Here is a 20,183-nt window from a genome sequence, read left to right as displayed (position 1 = left end):
CCACGTAACAACGCCCACTCGCAATGACGTTTGATGTATCTACGGAAATTATTTAGCGTTCATTACATTACTAGCATTATTTAATTTGTAAATGTATATATTCCTTGCTTAATTCTACTAAATTTTTTAAAATCACCTTTTTTATTTAGGAAAAATCATGACCGCACAAAATAATAAAATATCTTACGACGAAATTCCATATTCACCGTTTTCTTTTGGCTATACCACACCTGACCATTTAAGAACTATCGGGTTGTTATTCGGATTAAATCCGCCAAAAGTAGAAAAAGCAAGAATATTGGACATAGGTTGCGGCGTCGGCAGCAATATGTTTAATTTTGCTGAAATTTATCCTAATTCTTATTCACTCGGTATTGATTTATCAAAAAAACAGATAGAGCAAGGCATTAAAGTAGCTAATGACTTAAAACTCAAAAATATAGATTTAAAGCATTTATCTATAATGGATTTAGATGACTCTTTTGGTAAATTTGACTATATAATTTGTCATGGCGTATTTTCTTGGGTACCGGATGCGGTAAAAGAAAAAATCCTTGAGGTTTCTAATAAATTGTTAAATCCAAACGGCATCGCATTTGTTAGTTACAATACTCTGCCTGGCTGGAATATGCAGAGAACTATTAGGGAAATGATGATATTTCATTCGGAAATTTTTCAAAATAGTAATGATAAATTGCAACAAGCAAAATTACTATTAAGCTTTATTAACGAATCGTTAGGTGATTCTTCTTCTTATGCTAAATTCTTACAGGATGAAGCAAAAATTTTAGCTTTATATGACGATGCATATCTGTTGCATGAATATTTAGGTGAAGAAAATACCGGCTTTTATTTTTATCAATTTATGGAGATGGCGAGCAAATACAAGCTTGCTTACCTTGGCGATACTTCTCCGGCTTCGATGTTTGTCGGTAATTTACCACCAAAAGCGGCGGAAAAATTGCAAACTATTAATGATATAGTGCGTACAGAGCAATATATGGATTTTATTACTAACCGCAAATTTCGTGCTACCTTGTTATGTCATAATAACGCTCCTATAAGTAGAAATATTGAATTTAACAAATTAAAAAATTTCTACACCACTTTTAATATTATACCGGTAACTAATCAGCAAGATATCGACCTAACTAATGAGCAAGAAAATATTAGCTTCTATTACGAAAGTTCGTCAGAGCCTTTTATTTCCACTACTTCATCGGTTATGAAAGCTATTTTATACGTATATAGCGAAAATATTGCGAGTCCAGTAAGTTTAGAGCAAATTGCCGAATTAGCATTAAAGAAACTCGGAAAATTCCAATTACAAGATTTTTTAACAGCGTTGGAAGCAAATTTTGTTAAGTTTATATTTCAAGGTTTCGTAAAAATATATGCCGAAAAGCCGAATGCTATAGCAAATATTACTGCAAAACCAAAAGTTAGTGAATTTATGAGATATCAGGCAAAACATGCATATTTTAATGCCGCTAATAAGCTGATAAGTGTTACAAATCGACTTAACGATATGATTGGTGTACAAATCAAGAAAAATGTATTTTGGAGCTGCTAGATGGAACTAACGAGATTAAAGATATTGAGCAAGAAATTCTGAAAAAATTTATTTCTAAAGAATTAACCGCTCTTGATGAAAAGGCACAGCCGGTAACAGATGAGGCATTACTTAAAGAATTTGTTAAGCATGTTGTTACGCTAACGTTAGAAAAATTTAGAATTAATTATTTTCTGATTGGGTAAAGATTATAGAAGAGCCGTAGGCTTTGCTGGGCGTTGTTGCCTGGCTTGAATTTTTGATGTCATTCCTGCGAAAGCAGGAATCCAGAAAAAAACACTTAAAATAGGCAAAATTATATAAAAATTTAATATATAATTTGCTTAAATATTCTCTAGATTCCCGCCTTCGCGGGAATGACACCAAAAATTCGATCTACGCAACAACGCCGGCTTCGATCACGGTATGACACCATACTTGTAATAACCATAATACGGTAAAATCGAGCCATGCAACAACAACGTTAATGTCATGTTAAAAAATCATAACGCTATACTTAACTCATTATTTTGCCCTGTTATTTTAACATTCATACCGCCGCTTACCTCACCGCTAAGAATCATTTTAGCCAGATTATTTTGTAACTCTCGCTGGATAAGGCGTTTTAACGGGCGAGCACCAAATATCGGATCGTAACCTTTTTCGGCTAAATAATTCAAAGCCGACTCGTCAAATTCTAAAGTTATATTTTGCTGCAATAAAATTTTCTTTAAATTATCCAGCTGGATTTTAACTATATCGTGAATATTATCACGATTTAACCGATGAAATAATATAATTTCATCAAGTCTATTTAAAAATTCCGGTTTAAATACGGCTCTTACATATTCCATAACTTGGTCTTTTACTTTATATGTATCTTCGCCCTCCTGCTGATTAACTAATATCTCGGCACCGAGATTGGAAGTTAGAACAATAATAGTATTTTTAAAATCAACGGTGATGCCTTGGCTATCGGTTAACCTGCCTTCATCTAATATTTGTAGCATGATATTAAAAATATCGGGATGAGCTTTTTCAACTTCATCAAATAATATTACTTGATAAGGACGCCGACGTACCGCTTCGGTTAATACGCCGCCTTGATCATAGCCGATATATCCAGGAGGTGCACCGATCAACCTTGAAATAGCATGCTTCTCCATATATTCGGACATATCGATACGCAAAATTGCATTGCGATCATCAAAGAGAAAATAGGCAAGTGCCTTAGTCAACTCGGTTTTACCGACACCGGTTGGACCAAGAAATAAAAACGAACCTAAGGGGCGGTTAATATCCTGAATACCGGCACGTGATCTACGCACCGCATCACTAACGCCTTTTATTGCCTCATCCTGCCCAATTACCGACTCCCTTAATTTTTGCTCCATAACAAGTAACCGCTCACGCTCACTAGATAACATCGTGTCGACAGGAATACCGGTAATTTTGGAAATAATATTTGCTATATCGCTCTCTAATACCACTTCTTTTAAAACATTTTTTCCGCCGTTTAACTCAACCTCTTTAATCTTTTTTGTTAGCTCAGGGATGATACCATATTTTAATTCGCTTGCTTTAGTTAAATTTGCACTTCTCTCGGCACGTTCTAACTCCCCTTTTGCTTTTTCTAGCTCCTCTTTTAATTTTTGCTCAAGCTGCATTTTTGACTTTTCCGCTTGCCATTTTGTCGTCATATCGTGAGAAGCCGCTTCGAGTTTATTTAATTCTTCCGTTAAATGGGTAATTTTCTTTTTAGAATGCTCATCATTTTCCTTATTTAAGGCAGCAAGTTCCATTTTTATCTGAATAATACGACGGTCAAGCTCGTCTAGCTCTTCGGGCTTGCTTGATAATTCAATCTTTAACCTACTACAAGCCTCATCAATCAAATCAATTGCTTTGTCCGGTAAATAACGATCGGTAATATATCGATTTGACAAGGTAGCCGCCGCCACTATTGCACTATCGGAAATCCTAACGGCGTGATGTAGTTCATATTTTTCCTTAATACCTCGAAGTATTGAAATAGTATCTTCAACTGTCGGCTCACTAATATAAACAGGCTGAAATCTTCTAGCCAGTGCGGCGTCTTTTTCAATATATTTACGATATTCGTCCAAAGTAGTTGCACCGATACAATGTAATTCCCCTCTAGCTAACATCGGTTTTAAGAGATTAGAAGCATCCATTGCACCATCCGTTTTACCGGTACCGATTAGCAAATGCAGCTCATCGATAAATAAAATAATCTCGCCGCCGGCTTCTTTAATTTCCCCAAGAACTGCTTTAAGTCGTTCCTCAAACTCACCTCGATACTTGCTACCTGCAATAAGTGCCCCCATATCCAGCTCGATAATACGACAATTAACTAAAGTCTCCGGCACGTCTTTACTAAAAATTCTTTGTGCAAGCCCTTCAATGATAGCGGTCTTACCGACTCCAGGCTCACCGATGAGAACAGGGTTATTTTTCATCCTGCGTGATAATACTTGCACCGTTCTTCTGATTTCCTCATCTCTGCCGATTATCGGGTCTAACTTGCCGTTTTCGGCAAGCTCGGTAACGTCTCTGCCGTATTTTTTAAGAGCGTCATAACTATTTTCTGCCGATTCGGTATCGGCTTTTTTACCCTTTCTGAGCTGTAAAATCGCCGCAGCAATTTTTTTATTAGTGATAGAAGCATTAGCAAGGAGCTTGCCCGCTACGCCGTTATCATACGCTAAGGCTTCAAAAATTCGCTCAATCGTGACAAAATTATCGCCGTTATCTTTGGCAAGGCTAGTAGCTTTTTCTAAGCATTTCAGGCTTTCGGCAGCAAAATAAAGCTGCCCTCCTCCCTCTACTTGAATTTTCGGAACTTTATTTAGCTCTAATTGTAAATTAGAGTTAAGGTTATTTAAATTACCGCCGATAATATTAATAAGACCGGCAATAATTCCTGTATCTTCATTTAAAAGAGCCGCTAATATATGCAACGGCAACACCTGCTGATGATCGTTTTTGGCAGCTATTGCTTGGCTACCGGCAATTATATTTTTAGCATGTGCAGTAAATTTATCAATGTTCATATAAATAACATATTCTAATTATTAAGATTAAATATTTTCAATAGATTATTTTTATATAATTATTTTAAATTAAAATACAAGAGATGATGAAATTAATGAGGAGTGTTTGAAATGCCTACAGATTTAAATGTTAGATTTAATAAAGATAAAGCGTTTCTTATAGAACAAACAAAAGAATTTTTAAAAGATAAAAGTAGATTTAGCGAGCCTTTAACAGCAACTAGGGAAGACGTCGCAAAAGCTGTTGGAGAAGGTAATTTTACTGAAGCTTTACAGAACCTGGAAATTTTACGTGAAAAACAAGCCGGCATAACATTGATCAAAATAGAGGGCAAAGACGGTAACTCCCCGATGATAATCCGTGACGGTCGTGAAAATCCTAATGATTCACGCATTCTTGGCACGGAAGGCTTTGAAATGCAATATTTAAATGCTATTAGAGCAGGCATTGATATTGCTAAAATCGAAGGAAAGCCTGAGCTTGAAGAGCAGCTGAAAAACGAAGCAGTTACATTTATTGAAAACTTCAACAAGAAGAATAAAAATAACTCTCAGGAAGAAATTTCTGTTAACGTCAAAAATAAAATTAATGATATAGCAATAGTTCTAGAAACAAATGGTATTAAACAGGTACATAAGAAACTTAATGTTGCTAAGGATTTTCAGAATCTTAATGATGAACATTGTAATATAGTTACTGTCTCAAATATTAAAGATAGTCAAGGTAAAGAGCATGCTGTTATTGAAGCGGAAGTAGCTCTAAAAGGATTAACAAACGAACAAAAAGCGGAATATGAAAAAATAAAAACAACTAATAAACCTAAATGGTTTACAAAAATGGACAATTGGGAAGGTAAATTGGTGGAACAATATGCTCCCAAAATAACAGCAGGTAATCATGTTATTTCTACTCAACTGCGGCAAATAGTCGGTATGAAAAATGCTTTTGAAAAAATTACCGCTATCGCTAACGATAATGGAGAGCTTGATGTTATACATACTTCAAAACATGCAGGAACGTTGGCCTCTATTTCTCATGATAAGAACTCAAGACAAGAAATTACCAATTTAAATGCTAAGCAAGCACAAGAATGGATGGGCAAGGACCATATTCTTCATACTAATACTTTAAATAGCGGTCCTGCTAATATTCCATTCCCGTCAGTTCAAATCGATATAGATATTGTAAAAAACACAAATTTAGCAATGCAAGCAGTAGGTGGCAAAAATACTAATACAGCTTTCAACAAATTTAGAAAAATTGCTGCCTTCAATAATTTCAATGGAGTAAAGGATCAGCTTAAGGATATTGCCAACAATTTACCAAAAGAAGGAAATTTCGAAAGTATTGCAACTCATTTAAAACCTAGAGGAAGATTAGAAAGATTTTTTGGTATTAATAAACCTGTAGGCGATCTTACGGGATTACTAGACATCGCTAAGAAAACTCATAATTTATCTCCAGAAACCCATAAAATATTAGAAGACGCTGCTAATTTAAAAAAGGATATAGAAAAAGCTGATGTCGTTTTTGCTAGAGGAGCAGATAAAGAAAATATTAGCGTAGATATTTCAAGAAAGCTTAATTATTTAAGCCACCAAATCTCAAACTCTGAAGATTTTGTTTTTAGAAAGGTTCCAAAGTATGAGATACTCACTATGTGTGCCAGTGGCAAAGATCGTACTGGGCTTGCGGAGCACGATCAAAGTAGCAGTGCTGTAGCCGCTAAATTAGGAATACAAGTTACTGAAGTTGATAAGCAACTCCTAAAAACAGGACATACTGCCGGTCAAGCCGGAGGAGTCTATGCCGGCGGGGCAACAGTTGGTTGCTATGGTACATTACAAGTAACCGGTGAAGGATTCCCGGCAAGTAGAAAGGAATCGCTGCAATCAATAATAGAGGTGACAGGTGCTAATAATAAAATTAAAAAACTGAAAAAAGGTGAGATTATAAATGAGAAGGAAGAGCAGAAAAAAGCTACAGAAATTCCTAATATGTATAGAGATGAAGGATATACAACATCTGCCAAACAACCGGCATTGGCAACAAGTATAGCACAATCTAATAAGCAAGCTCCAGTTGCACCTGAAGTAAGCCAAAGTCAACAACAAACAAGGAAATCTAACAAGGAAATCGAAAAAATAGATAAGCCTATTCCTACGCCGACTCGTAAAGATGAGATTCAAAAAAAACGGAAAAAAGGAAGACAAATGAAACAGTTTACTAAATATTAAGAGCGTTGTTGTGTGGCTCTAAAAAAGTGCCGTATGTCATTCCTGCGAGGCATTGTTGCGTGGATAGCCATAAAGCACCTTTGATGTCATGGCTCAAATTTTTGATGTCATTCCCACGAAGGCGGGAATCCAGAGAATATTTAAGCGAATTATATAGTAAATTTTTATATAATTTTGCTTATTTTAAGTGTTTTTTCTGGATTCCCGCCTTCGCGGGAATGACATACTGCACTTTTCTCGAGCCACGCAACAATGCCTCGCGGTAATGACATACAGTTAGAGCAATCCAACGCAGGAATGACATTCTAGGTGCTTTAACCATCTACGAGAGCAATGCCTAGTGGATTGACATCGGAATATAATTAATACAATATCATTAAATACAAATTACAAGGGAGAAAATAATGTCAAGGCTAGCGATAATAACAGGCGGGACAAGAGGAATAGGCAAGGCTACCGCTATTGCATTAAAAAATAAAGGCTTTACGGTTGTTGCCAATTTTTTCAGCAACCACGATGCAGCTAAAGAAATGCTAGAAAAACATGCAATACGAACCAAACAATGGAACGTAGCGGATTATGACGAGTGCCGGCAAGCGGTCAAAGAAATCGAAGAGGAATACAAAAAACCGGTAAGTATTTTAGTAAATAATGCCGGTATTACCAAAGACGGAATGCTACATAAAATGACTCAACAAGATTGGCATGACGTTATTAACGTTAACCTTAATTCGTGTTTTAATATGTCAAGTAGCGTGATCGCACAAATGCGTAACCAAAATTACGGGCGTATCGTTAATATTAGCTCGATCAATGCTCAAGCCGGACAGGTGGGACAAACTAACTACTGTGCTGCCAAGGCTGCACTTATCGGCTTTACTAAAGCATTAGCCAAAGAATCTGTTTCTAAAAACATCACTGTTAATTGTATTGCCCCGGGTTACGTCAGGACGGAAATGGTTGGACAAATACCCTCTAGCGTTCTTGAGCAAATAGTTGCAACTATCCCGATGAAAAGACTCGGAGAACCCGAAGAGATAGCTAGAGCCATCGAGTTTTTAACCGATGAAAATGCCGGATTTATTACCGGCGAAACTCTATCGATCAATGGCGGTCATAATATGGTATAAATAAAATTTATATGAAAAATAAAACGCTGCAAGATTACTCTGAACAAGAGGAAACACTATTGGCTTCAGGCGATTTAGAAGCAATGAAGGCTTTTATTGGGGAATGTTACCGGCAAGGGCACACTTATTTTGAGAGGGGGGCTTTTCAGGAAGCAGCAGAATTTTTTCAGTATGTATCTGTGCTTGACCCAAAATATCTCGATATTTATTATCATATGGGGATAGCTTTTTATAAATCGAATAATAACCGTCAAGCATATATTGCTTTTAAAAATGCTATTAAATTTGATTCACACAATACAGAAATAATAAATCTTATGAAAAATGTTCAAATAAATTTAGGAATAGAAGTAACGGAAGAAGAAACAGATTTTCAAAGAATAACTAAAAATTTACCACAATTTTCTTCAGGTGAAGGAATGTTTCTTTTTGGACAAGCTATACTTGAAGCTATTCAAAACCAAGAAACACGTACACAAAATCACGAAGTACGGATACAGAAGACAGAACACAAAATTACAAGTTACCGGAGTTGATGATTCATACGATATTTCTATAGAGGTTAATAGTTTAGATCCTCAATCTCGTATTTATTATAACAGACTTTATTCAGTCTTAGAAAGCACATTAGATGCTTGCAGACTGGTAGGCAACGGGTTGACAGCTGCACAAACAGCAGATACGATGAACCCACACGTGCAGGTTCTCAAAAAAGTATTATTTTGCGGTCTTTGCGGTATTATTACGCATATACCATGGGTCGGTATAGGAGCGACGATTTTCCACGAATATGTTGATGATATGTGGGATATTTCAGCTGACAAAGCTGAAACAGAAAAGATGAAGAAGATAGCAAGTATAGTAACTACCAAGCTTAGTAGTATAAATGCTAGAGAAGTAGCTGCCGAAACATTAGCATTAAATTTTGTTAAGCTAAGAAGCGAAGAAATTTTAACAATTAATAAAACTGATGAACAAAATAATAGTAAAATTAAAAATATTTTTAATTTGTTTATTAAAAAGTTATCTATATCTAATACGCCTAAAATTACCGTTATTGGGATTAAGGAAGATGTTGAGTCTATTACTAAACTAGCTTTGCTGGACGCAGCTTTAATAATAAAATACTTATATGATAATCATGAAAGGATAATAGCAAGCTCAAATGAATTTATCCAAGAAATCAATAATACTATTATTTTGAAAGAATTAGTCAAGATACAATCTGGTATAGAACAAAATCAGTTTATGGCTCTACAATATGATTTATACAATCAAATTGAATGTAAAATATCGCCCGTAAATATAAAAGAAATACGTGATAAAGCAGCAATAGGTCAATGGGAAGATATGAGGTGGTACCCTTTGTCTAGACAAATTTTTTAAATTTTAGAGGTGTAATTCTCCTGTATTAATGTATTGGTTTTTCAAAGTAAAGTTTGCATTTTCTATGTCATATAGCCTCTTGATAATTTTCTAGTTTTTCTGCAAAATGTATCATTTCAGGTGTCTTATATTCAAGCGATTGATGAGGTCTTTGCTGATTATAAAATTCTATATAATCTCTGATAGCTATCTTTGCTTCACGTACTGTTTCAAGATCAAAACGATAAATCTTCTCTTGTTTCAAAGATCGCCAAAAACGTTCAATAAATACATTATCTAAGGCTCTGCCTTTGCCGTCCATACTAATAGCTATGCCTTGTTGCTCAAGTATTTGAGTAAAATCTTTTGATGTAAATTGTACTCCTTGATCCGTATTAAAAATGTCAGGCTTGCCATGTATAGATATTGCTTCATTTAGAGCTTCAATACAAAAATCATTTTCTAAACTAATCGACACCCGCCAACTCAAAATATAACGACTATACCAATCCATTATAGCAACCAAATATACAAAACCTTGCTTTAATCTTATGTAAGTAATATCTGCACAGTAAACTTGATTGGAGCAAACCACCTCTATATTATTTAATAGATATGGGTATACTTTATGAGCCTGATTCCTACGGCTTAAATTAATCTTTGGGTATACTGCTTCAATACCAAGTATTTTATAATATTTTCTTATCATCTTACGACTAACATTTAACCCTTCGGATTTTAGGACATGAGACATTCTTCTAGTACCATAATAGGGATGCTCTGTAAAAATCTCATCAATTCTGTTCAGTACTCTATACTCCTTATCATCTAAGGTATTCCTAGCTCGGTAGTAGTAACTTGAGCGGTTTAAATCTAAAAGTTTGCATTGTCTTGCTATGGTTAAATTTGAAGCATAACTTATCATTTTTTTCCTAACCTCTAAATCCAAAGATACTAGATTTTTTTTTAAGCCAGTCTCTTTCAACTGTTAACTGGCCTATTTGCTCAAATAATGATTTAATTAAATCTTCTTGGCCGGTATCTTGTTGTTTAGATTTCGATTTAAATCCAGAAACCATAAAATCTAAAGCTTCTTTCTTCCATTTATAAATCTGATTAGCGTGAACACCATATTTGCTGGTAATTTGAGCTATAGTCATTTCTCCAGATATTGCTTCAATTGCTATTTTTGCTTTTTCTTCTGCACTATATTTTTTAACTTGTTTTTTCATTTTTTGCTCCTTTTCCTAGGAGATATTATACCTACTTTTCTCTATTTTCTTGTCTAGTTTTTGGGTACCATTATAATCCGTTGACAGTAGTAAAGAACCAAAAAATTATACATGTATTGAAAAATTTAAAGAAGCTTATTCCGATATAGTTAATAAGCTAATGGATTTCCAAATATGGCGTTTATTTCCAAATAAAAAAATAATTGATATATGCGTTGAAAATCCACAGCTTAAGTTACAAATTACAGACAGCTTAAATAATGTTAAAGGACTTCAAGATTATTTGAACCCTCCCTATCCCCTAGAGCGTATAGGCGGTAATGAGGTTGATCCAATAGATGAATGGGTTGTGGTAGTGGGAGGGAGTAGTAACTAGCAGCGTTGTTGCGTGGATACCCCAAATCGTCATTGCAAGGAGGTATGTATCCATTCAGCAGCGTGGTTTAAGAGACAAGAGATAGGAGATTTTGGAATGGGTTTAGTTGTTGTTGTTTGCAAGTTAAATACAAAGAAATTATCCGCTCTAGGAAAATATTTCCTCGCTCAGATTGAGTAAAGTATGAGTTTTTGCGATAGACCACGTAATGCCTGATTTGCCTTTCAGCATGGTTATTAGTCAATGGAATATTCATTGGATCATCTAAAAATTTCCACATCATATTTTCTACTTTTATAATATTCTTTGCCACTCTAACAGCATGAACAGCATTGCTTATACAAGTAATATTTTTAAGATAATACCATGTTCGCTTTCGCAATTTTCTAGTTCGTCTTAAAAATCTAAGCATAGCAATTTCATTATTTGATAAAGCTTTTTGTAACGCAAATAATTCACTGGCTACCTGCCTTAAATAACAGCCTAATTTCTTAACCTCTATATGTTGGCTATGAGCAAACCTTTCAAAATCACGTGCTAAGTGAGCCCAGCAAATTTGCCTATTTTCTTTGGCAAAATAATTGTAAGCTGCGTATCTATCAGTAACGTATATGTTATCGCTGCTACTAAAGCTACTAGTTTCTAAAACCTTCTTACCTCTAGAATTAGTTAACTTTAGTAAACTACCGACTTGACTCGTAAACATCCAACACCAGCCAAGCTTACCTTTGTTATAGTGGCTAGTTTCATCTATATGTATTATCTTACTTTTGACAACTTCCTGTTCTATCGCATAGTAGTAATCTTTGCATTTTGCTGAAACTCTATTCTCACTATTAGAGATACTACCGACACTAATATCAAGGTTAAATATATCCTTCAATATATTAGCTACTTCTTGCTTAGAATTTTTGTAAAATCCTGTTAACGCAGCTATTACTGACTTAACATTTGAGCCGAATGTATCTGCCGCAACTCCTTCTGGAAGCCTACTTGCCTTTCTTCTGCCGCATCTTCTGCAACGACCATGTTGTAGATGATATTCTACTACATACGGCTTAATTTCAGGTAAATCTACTTTTTGATGAACATAGTCTGTTTTTGATAAAGCTATTTCACCTCCGCATCCACATTGCACTGCTAGAGGAACTTGAATTATTTTATCAGCAAGCATTTTTTGACGTCTCACACCATTATGACCAACCTGTCCACCTGCCTTACGGTCGCTCTTTGGCTTATTTCTCTTCAGTTTATATAGTTCTTTTGAACTAGGTAAAGAGCTATTCTTTGAAGTTAACCCCAGCTTTTCCTTTAGCTCAGCATTTTCTAATCTTAAAGCCTCATTCTCTGACTTTAAAATCCTTATCTCTTCTATTAATCTTTCTATTATTTCTTCTAACTTGCTCATCTAGTTTTTCAATTTTAACTTGTATCTTATTATTAACTCTTTTTATCTACCTTGTCACTTATATTTTTACCGCTCTACTGAATGGATACGGAGGTATTGGAGTTATTGCATGGCTCGAAAAATGGCTTCAATGTCATACCGTGGCTTGACCCTATGTTGTACGAACGTTTAAATTAAAGAGGTAAAATCCTGTCATTCCGTGGCTACGACCACGGAATCCAGTTTTATAACGTCATAAAAAGGCTCTAAAATAAGTCTAATATGGCTTTATTTTTCTGGATGCCGTGATCGAGTCACGGCATGACACCGTACGCTTTGCAAAAATTAGAGCCATGCAACAACACTCATCCCTCCTCGCAATGATAAGGTAAGATCGATCCACGCAACAACACCCAACGCCACGCTGCGTAGGCTCGCCTTTAAATTCATCAAATCTTCCGCTTTCTGAATTTAGCTGTACTATTTTTACCCGGTAAAAGCCGGATCAAAACCTACCGTATTTCCCATAACCTCAGACGGGTTGTAGCTCTCAAAAATTTCAGCTCCATCAAAACTCACATTACCCATTTTACAATAACTTTCAACTAGTTCAGGACAACAGTCTTTTGTATCTAAGTCAGATAAAGGAATGCTTTCAACATCTTTTAACGCTATTACTTTTAAGAAGTTGTAGTAAATTTTGTTATCCATCTGATATGGCATTTCTTCTATGATTAGCTTTTTATATATAATATCATAAATCTCTTTGTTAATATCCTTAATAGGCTTCAAGTCAACAAATTTTTGCCATCTTTCGGTTAATATGTTAAGAACGTAATTAGGATCACGCTCTATAACCAATTCCTTTAAAACTGCTATATTAGTTTTTAGCAAATCTACCGCTAAATCTACCCCACCGGTAGGGGACGTAATGTTAAGCATATGTTTTATTATTGTAAAATTATTTATATCTTTGTCTGCAAGAATTGATTGTAACAATTTTAAGCTATAGATGTTCTTTATAGTATCTTCGCCTAAAATTTTTGTAGGATTAGACAATTCTCCTAAAAATGCCTTTAAGCGGCAAGGAAAAAAATCTTGCATAGCAGTTTTAAAAGATTCTACTAATTGCTTATTTATATCCCCAATACTTAAAACTCCGTCAGCTAACATTTTAAACCAATTATCATGCATGTTTGTTATATTTTCTCTATTATCTGCACTTTATTGCCGTAAAATATTTTAAATAATCTACATAACTACTTAATTTAACGTTTAATTCGCTTGATTCTTTATTTGTTAAAACATTGTATAATGCATTATTTAATGCTAAAAATTTTGCAGTATCATTATCTATAATATTATTATTAGAAGAATCATTACCAGGATTTTTTAACCATTTAAAAATGCCTTGCAACTTCTTTAATGCTTCAGTATTCGGCATATCCATGCGACCATCGCAGATTTTCTTTGTTTCTAGGGTGAATAGCGAAGCTTTTTCCTTCTCCCACTTTGTTTTTATTTTATCACTTAATTTGCTTATACCGTCTCTTAACCCCTCCTTAATGTAAGATTGCAGGGTTAAGATATCAGATATATCCGCAGAACTCATCGTTATTTTATTATCTGCATTAGTTAAAATGGAAAGCGGTTTATTTAAAATAGCTTGTAAATCCTTTCCTAAAGTTAATTCTCCGCAAGAAAAAGGACGAACAATACAAATTGAGTAGCGCAGAATAGCTATAATTTCTACTTCCTTCTTTATAAGGTTCTTCTCCTCTTCCACAGAGAACGTCCACCTTAAAGCGTGATTACCACGAAGCTGCTCCATATACTCAAATATATCCTTCTTGTCTCTATAAGCAAGATGACTGGTAACAACAAGAGAAAAATTATTTTCGGTTAACGGAATTTTTTCTAGTAAAATAGCAAGTTTTTTTACTTGACTTAGAAATTCCTTTCTAAAATCGCTGCCTCTCACATCTATCATATTAGTAAATTTATCTTCACTATCTTGCATAGTAAGAATAAATTTAGTGTTATTGCTTACAATTTTTTGTAGATATAATGCATTAACCGTTGCTTCTGATTTAGAAAGATTGTCTTGAAGGTAATTGCTATCGCAAACTATTAAACCATCAACACCTTTTATTATATTGATCACAGGCTTGTTAGACAAAATAATATCTTGCGAAAATTTGGAAGACGAGGAAGCTATTATTAATTTTCCGCCGCTCTCTTCTAACTTAAGAGTTTTGTGAGCCAATAAATTAGTTAAAATATTTTTGTCATTAGTTGAATTTCCAAAAACAATTACGGCTTGAGTTTCTTTTAATGCAGAATTAGGCTTCATACTTTGCTTATCTAAACTGTTATTGTATCCTTCCAATAACGAATAAAACTTGCTATTATACTTCTTATCCAACAATTCTAATGTTGGATTGAATTTATTTTCAACTATTATTTCCTGCTGTGGTGTAGTTTCATTAGTTACACTACCCGCTTCTGTATAATTACTAATGACTGGTGAAACTGATGAAGCTTCGTTTACTAGTTGCTCTGTCGGCTGCAATGCAGGAATTAGGTTAGCAACCGGTAAAAGAGATACCGGTTCCTGCGGTTCTGGTTCAGGAATCACCTCCTCTACCCATACATCTAATGCGTCCGGTAATAATGTGTCAGACGTTTTGAGAAAAGCTTCAATTTCTTTTTCTTCAACTAGTTTGGTTAATAATTGATAAGTTTCCAGTGTTACATTTGTTGTATTCGGCTCCTCAACCTGCTCTGTTCCAACATGAAAACTTTTAACACTATCGTTAAACTTTAAAAAATGTATCAGAGCCTCTATTCCTTCATTATGTATTTTGTTATTATCAAAATGAAATTCGACTAGATTACTATTTTTTTTATGAGCCGCCAACCAATATTTAAACCCTCTATCGCTTATATTATTGTCACTAAAGTTAAGGAATGTAACAGGAGATTTTTCGGCTATTTTAGCAAAAGCTTTTAAGCCGTTATCGCCTATTTTATTGTTGTTAAGAGAAAGAGATTGTATGGTTTTATTATTTGCAAGGATACCGGCTAAAATTTCCGCTTCTTTACTTGTAAGATCGTTGTTAGAAAGATCAAGATTTTCGAGTGAGGTACAGTGAGTAAATACATCTTCTAACTTTTCTATTTCGTCCCCTGTTAACTTAATAGAATTAATAGTTAATGCTATAACATTATGCTTGGTATTCTTTATCGATTCTACAAGCACCCCCATATCAATCGGTCTTGTGGAAATCATAATTCTATGTGAGGGGTCAAGAAATTCCGAATTATTTAATTTTGCTATAACTTCCTTAAATTCTGGGCTAAATTCCAAGAGCATAATTTGTACTGTTATTAATTTAAATTTTGTTCACTGAGTCTAAATATTAACTTTAAAATACTATCCTTAGAAATTTAATTAGTTTAGTTAATAGCTTAATTATTCAATTAATTTAATAAGGTGCTTATAGTAAAATTATCACAGGTGATTTACCGTTATAGCTAAGTAATTCCATAAACTACTTTTATTTTATCCTGTCTAATCCTTATTATATCTAAGATAGTTATAGTTAAGTTAGTAATAAAAAATATGAAACGCCATAAACACTCTACATCTATTATAAAAATTTTTATGTCCATTGGGATAATTGTAGGCATAATAGCTACATATTTATTATATTCGACTGCTCACCAATCCAAACCTAATATTATTGTAAAAAATGATAATAATAATATTAACGCTACCGGAGATTTCACACTTATTGATCAAAACGGTAAAAAATTTAAAAGTAGTTATTTAAACAACCATTTGAGCTTAATTTATTTTGGAGTTACTTACTCTTTAACCGATTATAATTATATGAGGCAACTATCTGAAATTATTAAAATTCTACAACAAGAACATATAATTGTTAGGCTGGTCTTTATTACTTTAGATCCTGAACATGATAATAGTGAGGTACTCAAAAAGTATTTAGAAAAGTTTAATAGTGATTTTATAGGTTTAACAGGTTCTGTTGAAGATATTCAAGATGTTGCTCGTAAATTTGAGGTTTTTTACAGGCAAAAACAATTTGATAAGGAAAATAATAGTTACCGACTTGAACATTCTGCTTTTGTTTACCTAATAAATAGTGTAGGTAAGTTCTTAAAATATTATTGTTTAGGATTACCGAAAGATTAATAAAAATCCGTCACCGGCGTGACACCGAAATGCCTTAACTCTTCAAGGTTAATTGAATATGACTATGACAAACAAGATTATTTGGGTACTCGGCGATAATAAAGCGGGTAATACGAATCAAGCTATAGCCCTAGCGGAAGAACTAGGAGAAAAATATGAATTAATAGAGCTAAAATATAATTACTTTAGCAAGTTACCGAATTTTTTTCTTCAAGGACGATCTACCCATATCAAAAATAAATTATTACGATCTTTAGAAGCAAAACCATTCCCCGATATAATAATTACGGCCGGAAGAAGGACAGCAACGCTGGCACTTTATTTAAAGAGAAAATCTAATAATAAAATAAAGCTGATTCAAATAATGCAGCCGGCTATTACTTACGATGAATTTGATACCATAATCTTGCCGTATCATGATTCTCTAATGCAAGAATCCGCAAATGTTATAAGGATTACGGGTGCACTTAGCGGCGTTTTGCCGAAACTGCCTTTTGCCGCTGAGGAGTTACATAAAAATTATCCTCAGCTTGAAAAATTTATAGCCGTTATTATCGGCGGAAATAATAAATATTATAAACTTAGTGATGAGGATGCTTTTCTATTATCATCGTTATTATTTAGAGTAAATCATGTTCGGAAGCTACCCTTTTTTATTAGTTTTAGTAGGCGTACGCCAAGAACGGTGAAACTGATTATTAAAAACTTGATGCCTGACTCTACAATTATTTACGATCCTAAGGAGAATGATAACTCAAGCAATAAATTTAATCCGTATTTAGGTATGCTCTCTCAAGCGGAATATATAGTTTCTACTGCCGATTCAATTTCAATGTGCAGCGATGCAGCAGCTAGCGGCAAACCTCTTTATATATTTTGTCCCCCTAGCTTTAATGCTCCAAAACATCAAGTTTTTATCAAACAACTCGTAGAGCAAAAAATAGCAAAAATTTTTGATCAGTTTACTACCTCACTAGAAAAATATAGTTACACTCCTCTGAATGAAGTTAAAAAAGTAGCAGAGATTATTAAGAAGAAGTTCTAGGATTAAAGATATTGGAAGATACAGCGTCATTGCGATCGCTTGATGGCATTGTTGTGTGGTTCTAAAAAAGTGTTCTATGTCATTCCTGCGAAAGCAGGAATCCAGAAAAAACACTTAAAATAAGCAAAATTATATAAAAATTTACTATATAATTCGCTTAAATATTCTCTGGATTCCTGCCTTCGCAGGAATGACATCCGCCCCTAGCCGCCTATTACATAACCCAAGGAAGTTAAAACATTTACCGTTTCAAATAAAGGCAGCCCCATAACATTTGAGTGAGAGCCTGAAATAAATGGAATAAAAGCTTCCGCATAGCCGGAAATTCCGCATCCACCTGACTTATTTAATCCTTCATTAAGTGAACAATAAAAGTCGATTTCTTGCCGGCTTAATCTTTTAAATTTAACGATTGTTTGAACTATTTTTTGTCTTACCGTCGTTTGATTGTGATGTTTTTTAATAACACACAAACCGGTATAGACTCGGTGACGTCTTCCTGATAATATATTAAGGCAATTTTTTATTTCTTCATGGGTGGTGGCTTTCGGTAATAATTTTCTACCGGCTACAACGACGGTATCCGCCGCTATAATAATAGCCGGTTCTTCTATTTGCAAAGCAATTTTTACGGCTTTTTCATTTGCAAGTCTGATAGCTAAATGATTTGGTAATTCACGCAAACGCGGTGATTCGTCAATATCGGCAGGTAAAATTTGAGTTGGAACAATTTTTAATCTTTTTAATAACTCAAGTCTAGCAGGTGATGAAGACGCTAATATGATGGGTAAATTATGCATATTTTGTATATGAGAGATAATTAATTACGATGAATTACTCGACCTTTAGTTAAATCGTACGGAGTCATTTCAACGGTAACCTTGTCTCCTACTAATATTCTAATACGATTTTTACGCATTCTACCGGAGGTATGAGCAATAATTAAATGATCATTTTCTAGCTTTACCTTAAAGGTTGCATTAGGTAAAAGTTCAAGCACGACTCCCGCAAATTGGATTAGATCTTCTTTTGACATTTATATTTACAAATATGTTTAAAAGCTACCGCTATTTTATTTCTCAATAGCAGCTTGGCGTTATGTTATAGCTATAATACTCGTATTTCGAGAATTGGACTTTATTTTAAAGGGTGAATACGCACAACGCACACTTAAGTAACGTGAGTACATGAATCCCTGACAAAATGCAAGCGTTGATGGATACCTAAAGCGTCATTGCGAGTGACTAAAGGCATTGTTGCATGAATCGATAAAATAGCAGTATGTCATTCCCGCGAAAGCGGGAATCCAGAGAATATTTAAACGAATTATATAGTAAAATTTTATATAATTTTGTTTATTTTAAGTGTTTTTCTGGATTCCCGCCTTTAGCTAGAATGACATCAAAAATTCGATCCATGCAACAATACCTTCGCCATGACGGATTTTTATTAATTTCTCGATCCAATTCTTGAAATATAAGTAGTATATACAATAATTTTTCAACTTTGTCTAGGCTCAGTGAACAAAATTTAAATTATTTATATTTTAAGGTATTTTTATACGAAAATTAATAAGATTTTTGCAGGAATAGTTATTCATATTTCAAAAAAATCTTATTAATTTGCAGTTAAAAAGAACTAAAATAGATTAATTTAAATTTTGTTCACTGAGCCTAGGTAATTCGGAAGCGGATAGGTCGTATTTCAGTTTAATCTTAACTTGTTTTAAAGTTCTAGCATTTGCGTCAATGACTTCAATTTCAATATTGTCCGAGATATTTATTTTAGTACCGATTGACGGAACGTTGCCGATTTTTGTAAGTACCAACCCCCCTATCGTATCAAATTCATCAGCCTCTTCTTTTAATTTTTCACCGATTAATTTTTCTAATACTTCTACTTCTACACGAGCATTTGAGATAATAGTGTTATTATCAATAATCTTAAAATTATCGCTGTCTAATTGCTTATCGTGTTCATCGTCTATTCTGCCTACTATCGCTTCCATAATATCCTCAATAGTCACCATTCCATCAGTACCGCCATATTCGTCTATAACTATTGCTATATGAGTCCGCTCTCTTCGCATTTTAGCAAGCAAATCAATTAACTTTATGGAAGGTGCGGCAATTATATGTTTACGAATTAGTTTTTTTAACTGAAAATTTTGTTTAGTAACTAATGCTTTAAATAAATCTTTAATATGAAGAAAACCGACTATATTATCTAAAGTTCCGTCATATATTAGAGTTCTAGTATGCGGAACTTTTGCTTTAATAATCTTATTTAATTCTTCTTCACTAGTCGTTAGCTTTATTGCGGCAATGTCTGACCTCGGAATCATTATATCTTCAACGGTTTTACCTTCTAATTTTAAAAGATTAGTTAAAATATTACGTTCGTCTAGTGTCATTTTTCGACTATTAACTCTAAGCTGTTTAATAGTAATAGAAAAATCATCCTTTACTTTGGCTTTACCTAAAAGATTTATAAAGGAAGATTTAATAGAGGATAACAATTTTTGTGAAGTAGGAATAATTTTATGATTTAATTTATTAGTCATTT

Annotated in this window: 16 protein-coding genes and 1 pseudogene; 8 read left to right on the top strand and 9 right to left on the bottom strand. The window is 33.9% G+C overall.

The window, feature by feature from the left end:
- Nucleotides 1-157 precede the first annotated feature (157 nt).
- Nucleotides 158-1,758 (top strand): annotated as a pseudogene (locus AAGD48_RS04165) (methyltransferase regulatory domain-containing protein).
- 297 nt (nt 1,759-2,055) lie between these two features.
- On the opposite strand, the gene clpB reads toward AAGD48_RS04165, so the two are convergent.
- Nucleotides 2,056-4,626: an ATP-dependent chaperone ClpB gene (gene clpB, locus AAGD48_RS04160; RefSeq protein WP_341790547.1), complete on the bottom strand. Its 2,571-nt coding sequence runs from the start codon at nt 4,624-4,626 to the stop codon at nt 2,056-2,058.
- A gap of 111 nt (nt 4,627-4,737) precedes the next feature.
- On the opposite strand from clpB, the gene AAGD48_RS04155 reads away from it, so the two are divergent.
- The 4 genes from AAGD48_RS04155 to AAGD48_RS04140 all read left to right on the top strand — a co-directional run bounded on the left by AAGD48_RS04155 (nt 4,738) and on the right by AAGD48_RS04140 (nt 9,380).
- Nucleotides 4,738-6,864 (top strand): hypothetical protein, encoded by a 2,127-nt coding sequence (locus AAGD48_RS04155; RefSeq protein ID WP_341790546.1) that lies wholly within the window; start codon nt 4,738-4,740, stop codon nt 6,862-6,864.
- Nucleotides 6,865-7,268: 404 nt separating this feature from the next.
- The gene (locus AAGD48_RS04150) at nt 7,269-7,994 is read left to right on the top strand and encodes an SDR family oxidoreductase (protein ID WP_341790545.1); all 726 of its coding nucleotides are present in this window, start codon (nt 7,269-7,271) and stop codon (nt 7,992-7,994) included.
- Nucleotides 7,995-8,005: 11 nt separating this feature from the next.
- Nucleotides 8,006-8,530 (top strand): tetratricopeptide repeat protein, encoded by a 525-nt coding sequence (locus AAGD48_RS04145; protein WP_341790544.1) that lies wholly within the window; start codon nt 8,006-8,008, stop codon nt 8,528-8,530.
- 160 nt (nt 8,531-8,690) lie between these two features.
- Nucleotides 8,691-9,380 (top strand): hypothetical protein, encoded by a 690-nt coding sequence (locus tag AAGD48_RS04140; protein WP_341790543.1) that lies wholly within the window; start codon nt 8,691-8,693, stop codon nt 9,378-9,380.
- A 67-nt stretch (nt 9,381-9,447) separates the two neighbouring features.
- Here the strand turns inward: AAGD48_RS04140 and AAGD48_RS04135 are convergent, their stop codons facing one another.
- Together AAGD48_RS04135 and AAGD48_RS04130 are read right to left on the bottom strand one after the other, a co-directional pair.
- On the bottom strand, nt 9,448-10,284 hold the full coding sequence (locus AAGD48_RS04135) for an IS3 family transposase (protein WP_341789327.1): 837 nt from the start codon (nt 10,282-10,284) through the stop codon (nt 9,448-9,450).
- Between the two features lie 7 nt (nt 10,285-10,291).
- Nucleotides 10,292-10,591: a transposase gene (locus AAGD48_RS04130; protein ID WP_045812944.1), complete on the bottom strand. Its 300-nt coding sequence runs from the start codon at nt 10,589-10,591 to the stop codon at nt 10,292-10,294.
- 160 nt (nt 10,592-10,751) lie between these two features.
- Between AAGD48_RS04130 and AAGD48_RS04125 the strand changes: the two genes are divergently transcribed.
- Complete coding sequence (locus AAGD48_RS04125; protein WP_341790542.1) at nt 10,752-10,967, top strand: hypothetical protein; 216 nt, start codon at nt 10,752-10,754, stop codon at nt 10,965-10,967.
- Nucleotides 10,968-11,034: 67 nt separating this feature from the next.
- On the opposite strand, the gene tnpC is transcribed toward AAGD48_RS04125, so the two are convergent.
- The 3 genes from tnpC to AAGD48_RS04110 all read right to left on the bottom strand — a co-directional run bounded on the left by tnpC (nt 11,035) and on the right by AAGD48_RS04110 (nt 15,730).
- Complete coding sequence (gene tnpC, locus AAGD48_RS04120) at nt 11,035-12,375, bottom strand: IS66 family transposase (protein ID WP_341790541.1); 1,341 nt, start codon at nt 12,373-12,375, stop codon at nt 11,035-11,037.
- A gap of 465 nt (nt 12,376-12,840) precedes the next feature.
- Nucleotides 12,841-13,548: a hypothetical protein gene (locus AAGD48_RS04115; RefSeq protein ID WP_341790540.1), complete on the bottom strand. Its 708-nt coding sequence runs from the start codon at nt 13,546-13,548 to the stop codon at nt 12,841-12,843.
- 19 nt (nt 13,549-13,567) lie between these two features.
- On the bottom strand, nt 13,568-15,730 hold the full coding sequence (locus AAGD48_RS04110; RefSeq protein WP_341790539.1) for a hypothetical protein: 2,163 nt from the start codon (nt 15,728-15,730) through the stop codon (nt 13,568-13,570).
- Between the two features lie 249 nt (nt 15,731-15,979).
- Here AAGD48_RS04110 and AAGD48_RS04105 point away from each other — a divergent pair, with 249 nt between their 5' ends.
- Together AAGD48_RS04105 and AAGD48_RS04100 are read left to right on the top strand one after the other, a co-directional pair.
- Entirely contained in the window at nt 15,980-16,573 is a 594-nt protein-coding gene (locus tag AAGD48_RS04105) for an SCO family protein (protein WP_341790538.1), read from the top strand.
- Between the two features lie 58 nt (nt 16,574-16,631).
- Nucleotides 16,632-17,618 (top strand): mitochondrial fission ELM1 family protein, encoded by a 987-nt coding sequence (locus tag AAGD48_RS04100; RefSeq protein ID WP_410526024.1) that lies wholly within the window; start codon nt 16,632-16,634, stop codon nt 17,616-17,618.
- 203 nt (nt 17,619-17,821) lie between these two features.
- Here AAGD48_RS04100 and AAGD48_RS04095 read toward each other — a convergent pair whose 3' ends face one another.
- The 3 genes from AAGD48_RS04095 to AAGD48_RS04085 all read right to left on the bottom strand — a co-directional run bounded on the left by AAGD48_RS04095 (nt 17,822) and on the right by AAGD48_RS04085 (nt 20,181).
- Nucleotides 17,822-18,418, bottom strand: coding sequence for a nucleoside triphosphate pyrophosphatase (locus AAGD48_RS04095; protein WP_341790536.1), 597 nt, complete (start codon nt 18,416-18,418; stop codon nt 17,822-17,824).
- 20 nt (nt 18,419-18,438) lie between these two features.
- On the bottom strand, nt 18,439-18,654 hold the full coding sequence (gene infA / locus AAGD48_RS04090) for a translation initiation factor IF-1 (RefSeq protein ID WP_341790535.1): 216 nt from the start codon (nt 18,652-18,654) through the stop codon (nt 18,439-18,441).
- 612 nt (nt 18,655-19,266) lie between these two features.
- Nucleotides 19,267-20,181, bottom strand: a complete 915-nt coding sequence (locus tag AAGD48_RS04085; protein ID WP_341790534.1) for a hemolysin family protein — start codon at nt 20,179-20,181, stop codon at nt 19,267-19,269.
- Between the last annotated feature and the right edge of the window lie 2 nt (nt 20,182-20,183).

This window comes from Rickettsia endosymbiont of Polydrusus tereticollis (assembly GCF_964026385.1).
Classification (GTDB): Bacteria; Pseudomonadota; Alphaproteobacteria; order Rickettsiales; family Rickettsiaceae; genus Rickettsia.
The sequence above is the reverse complement of the archived record's forward strand: the minus strand, read 5'-3'. Positions and strand labels throughout refer to the sequence as shown.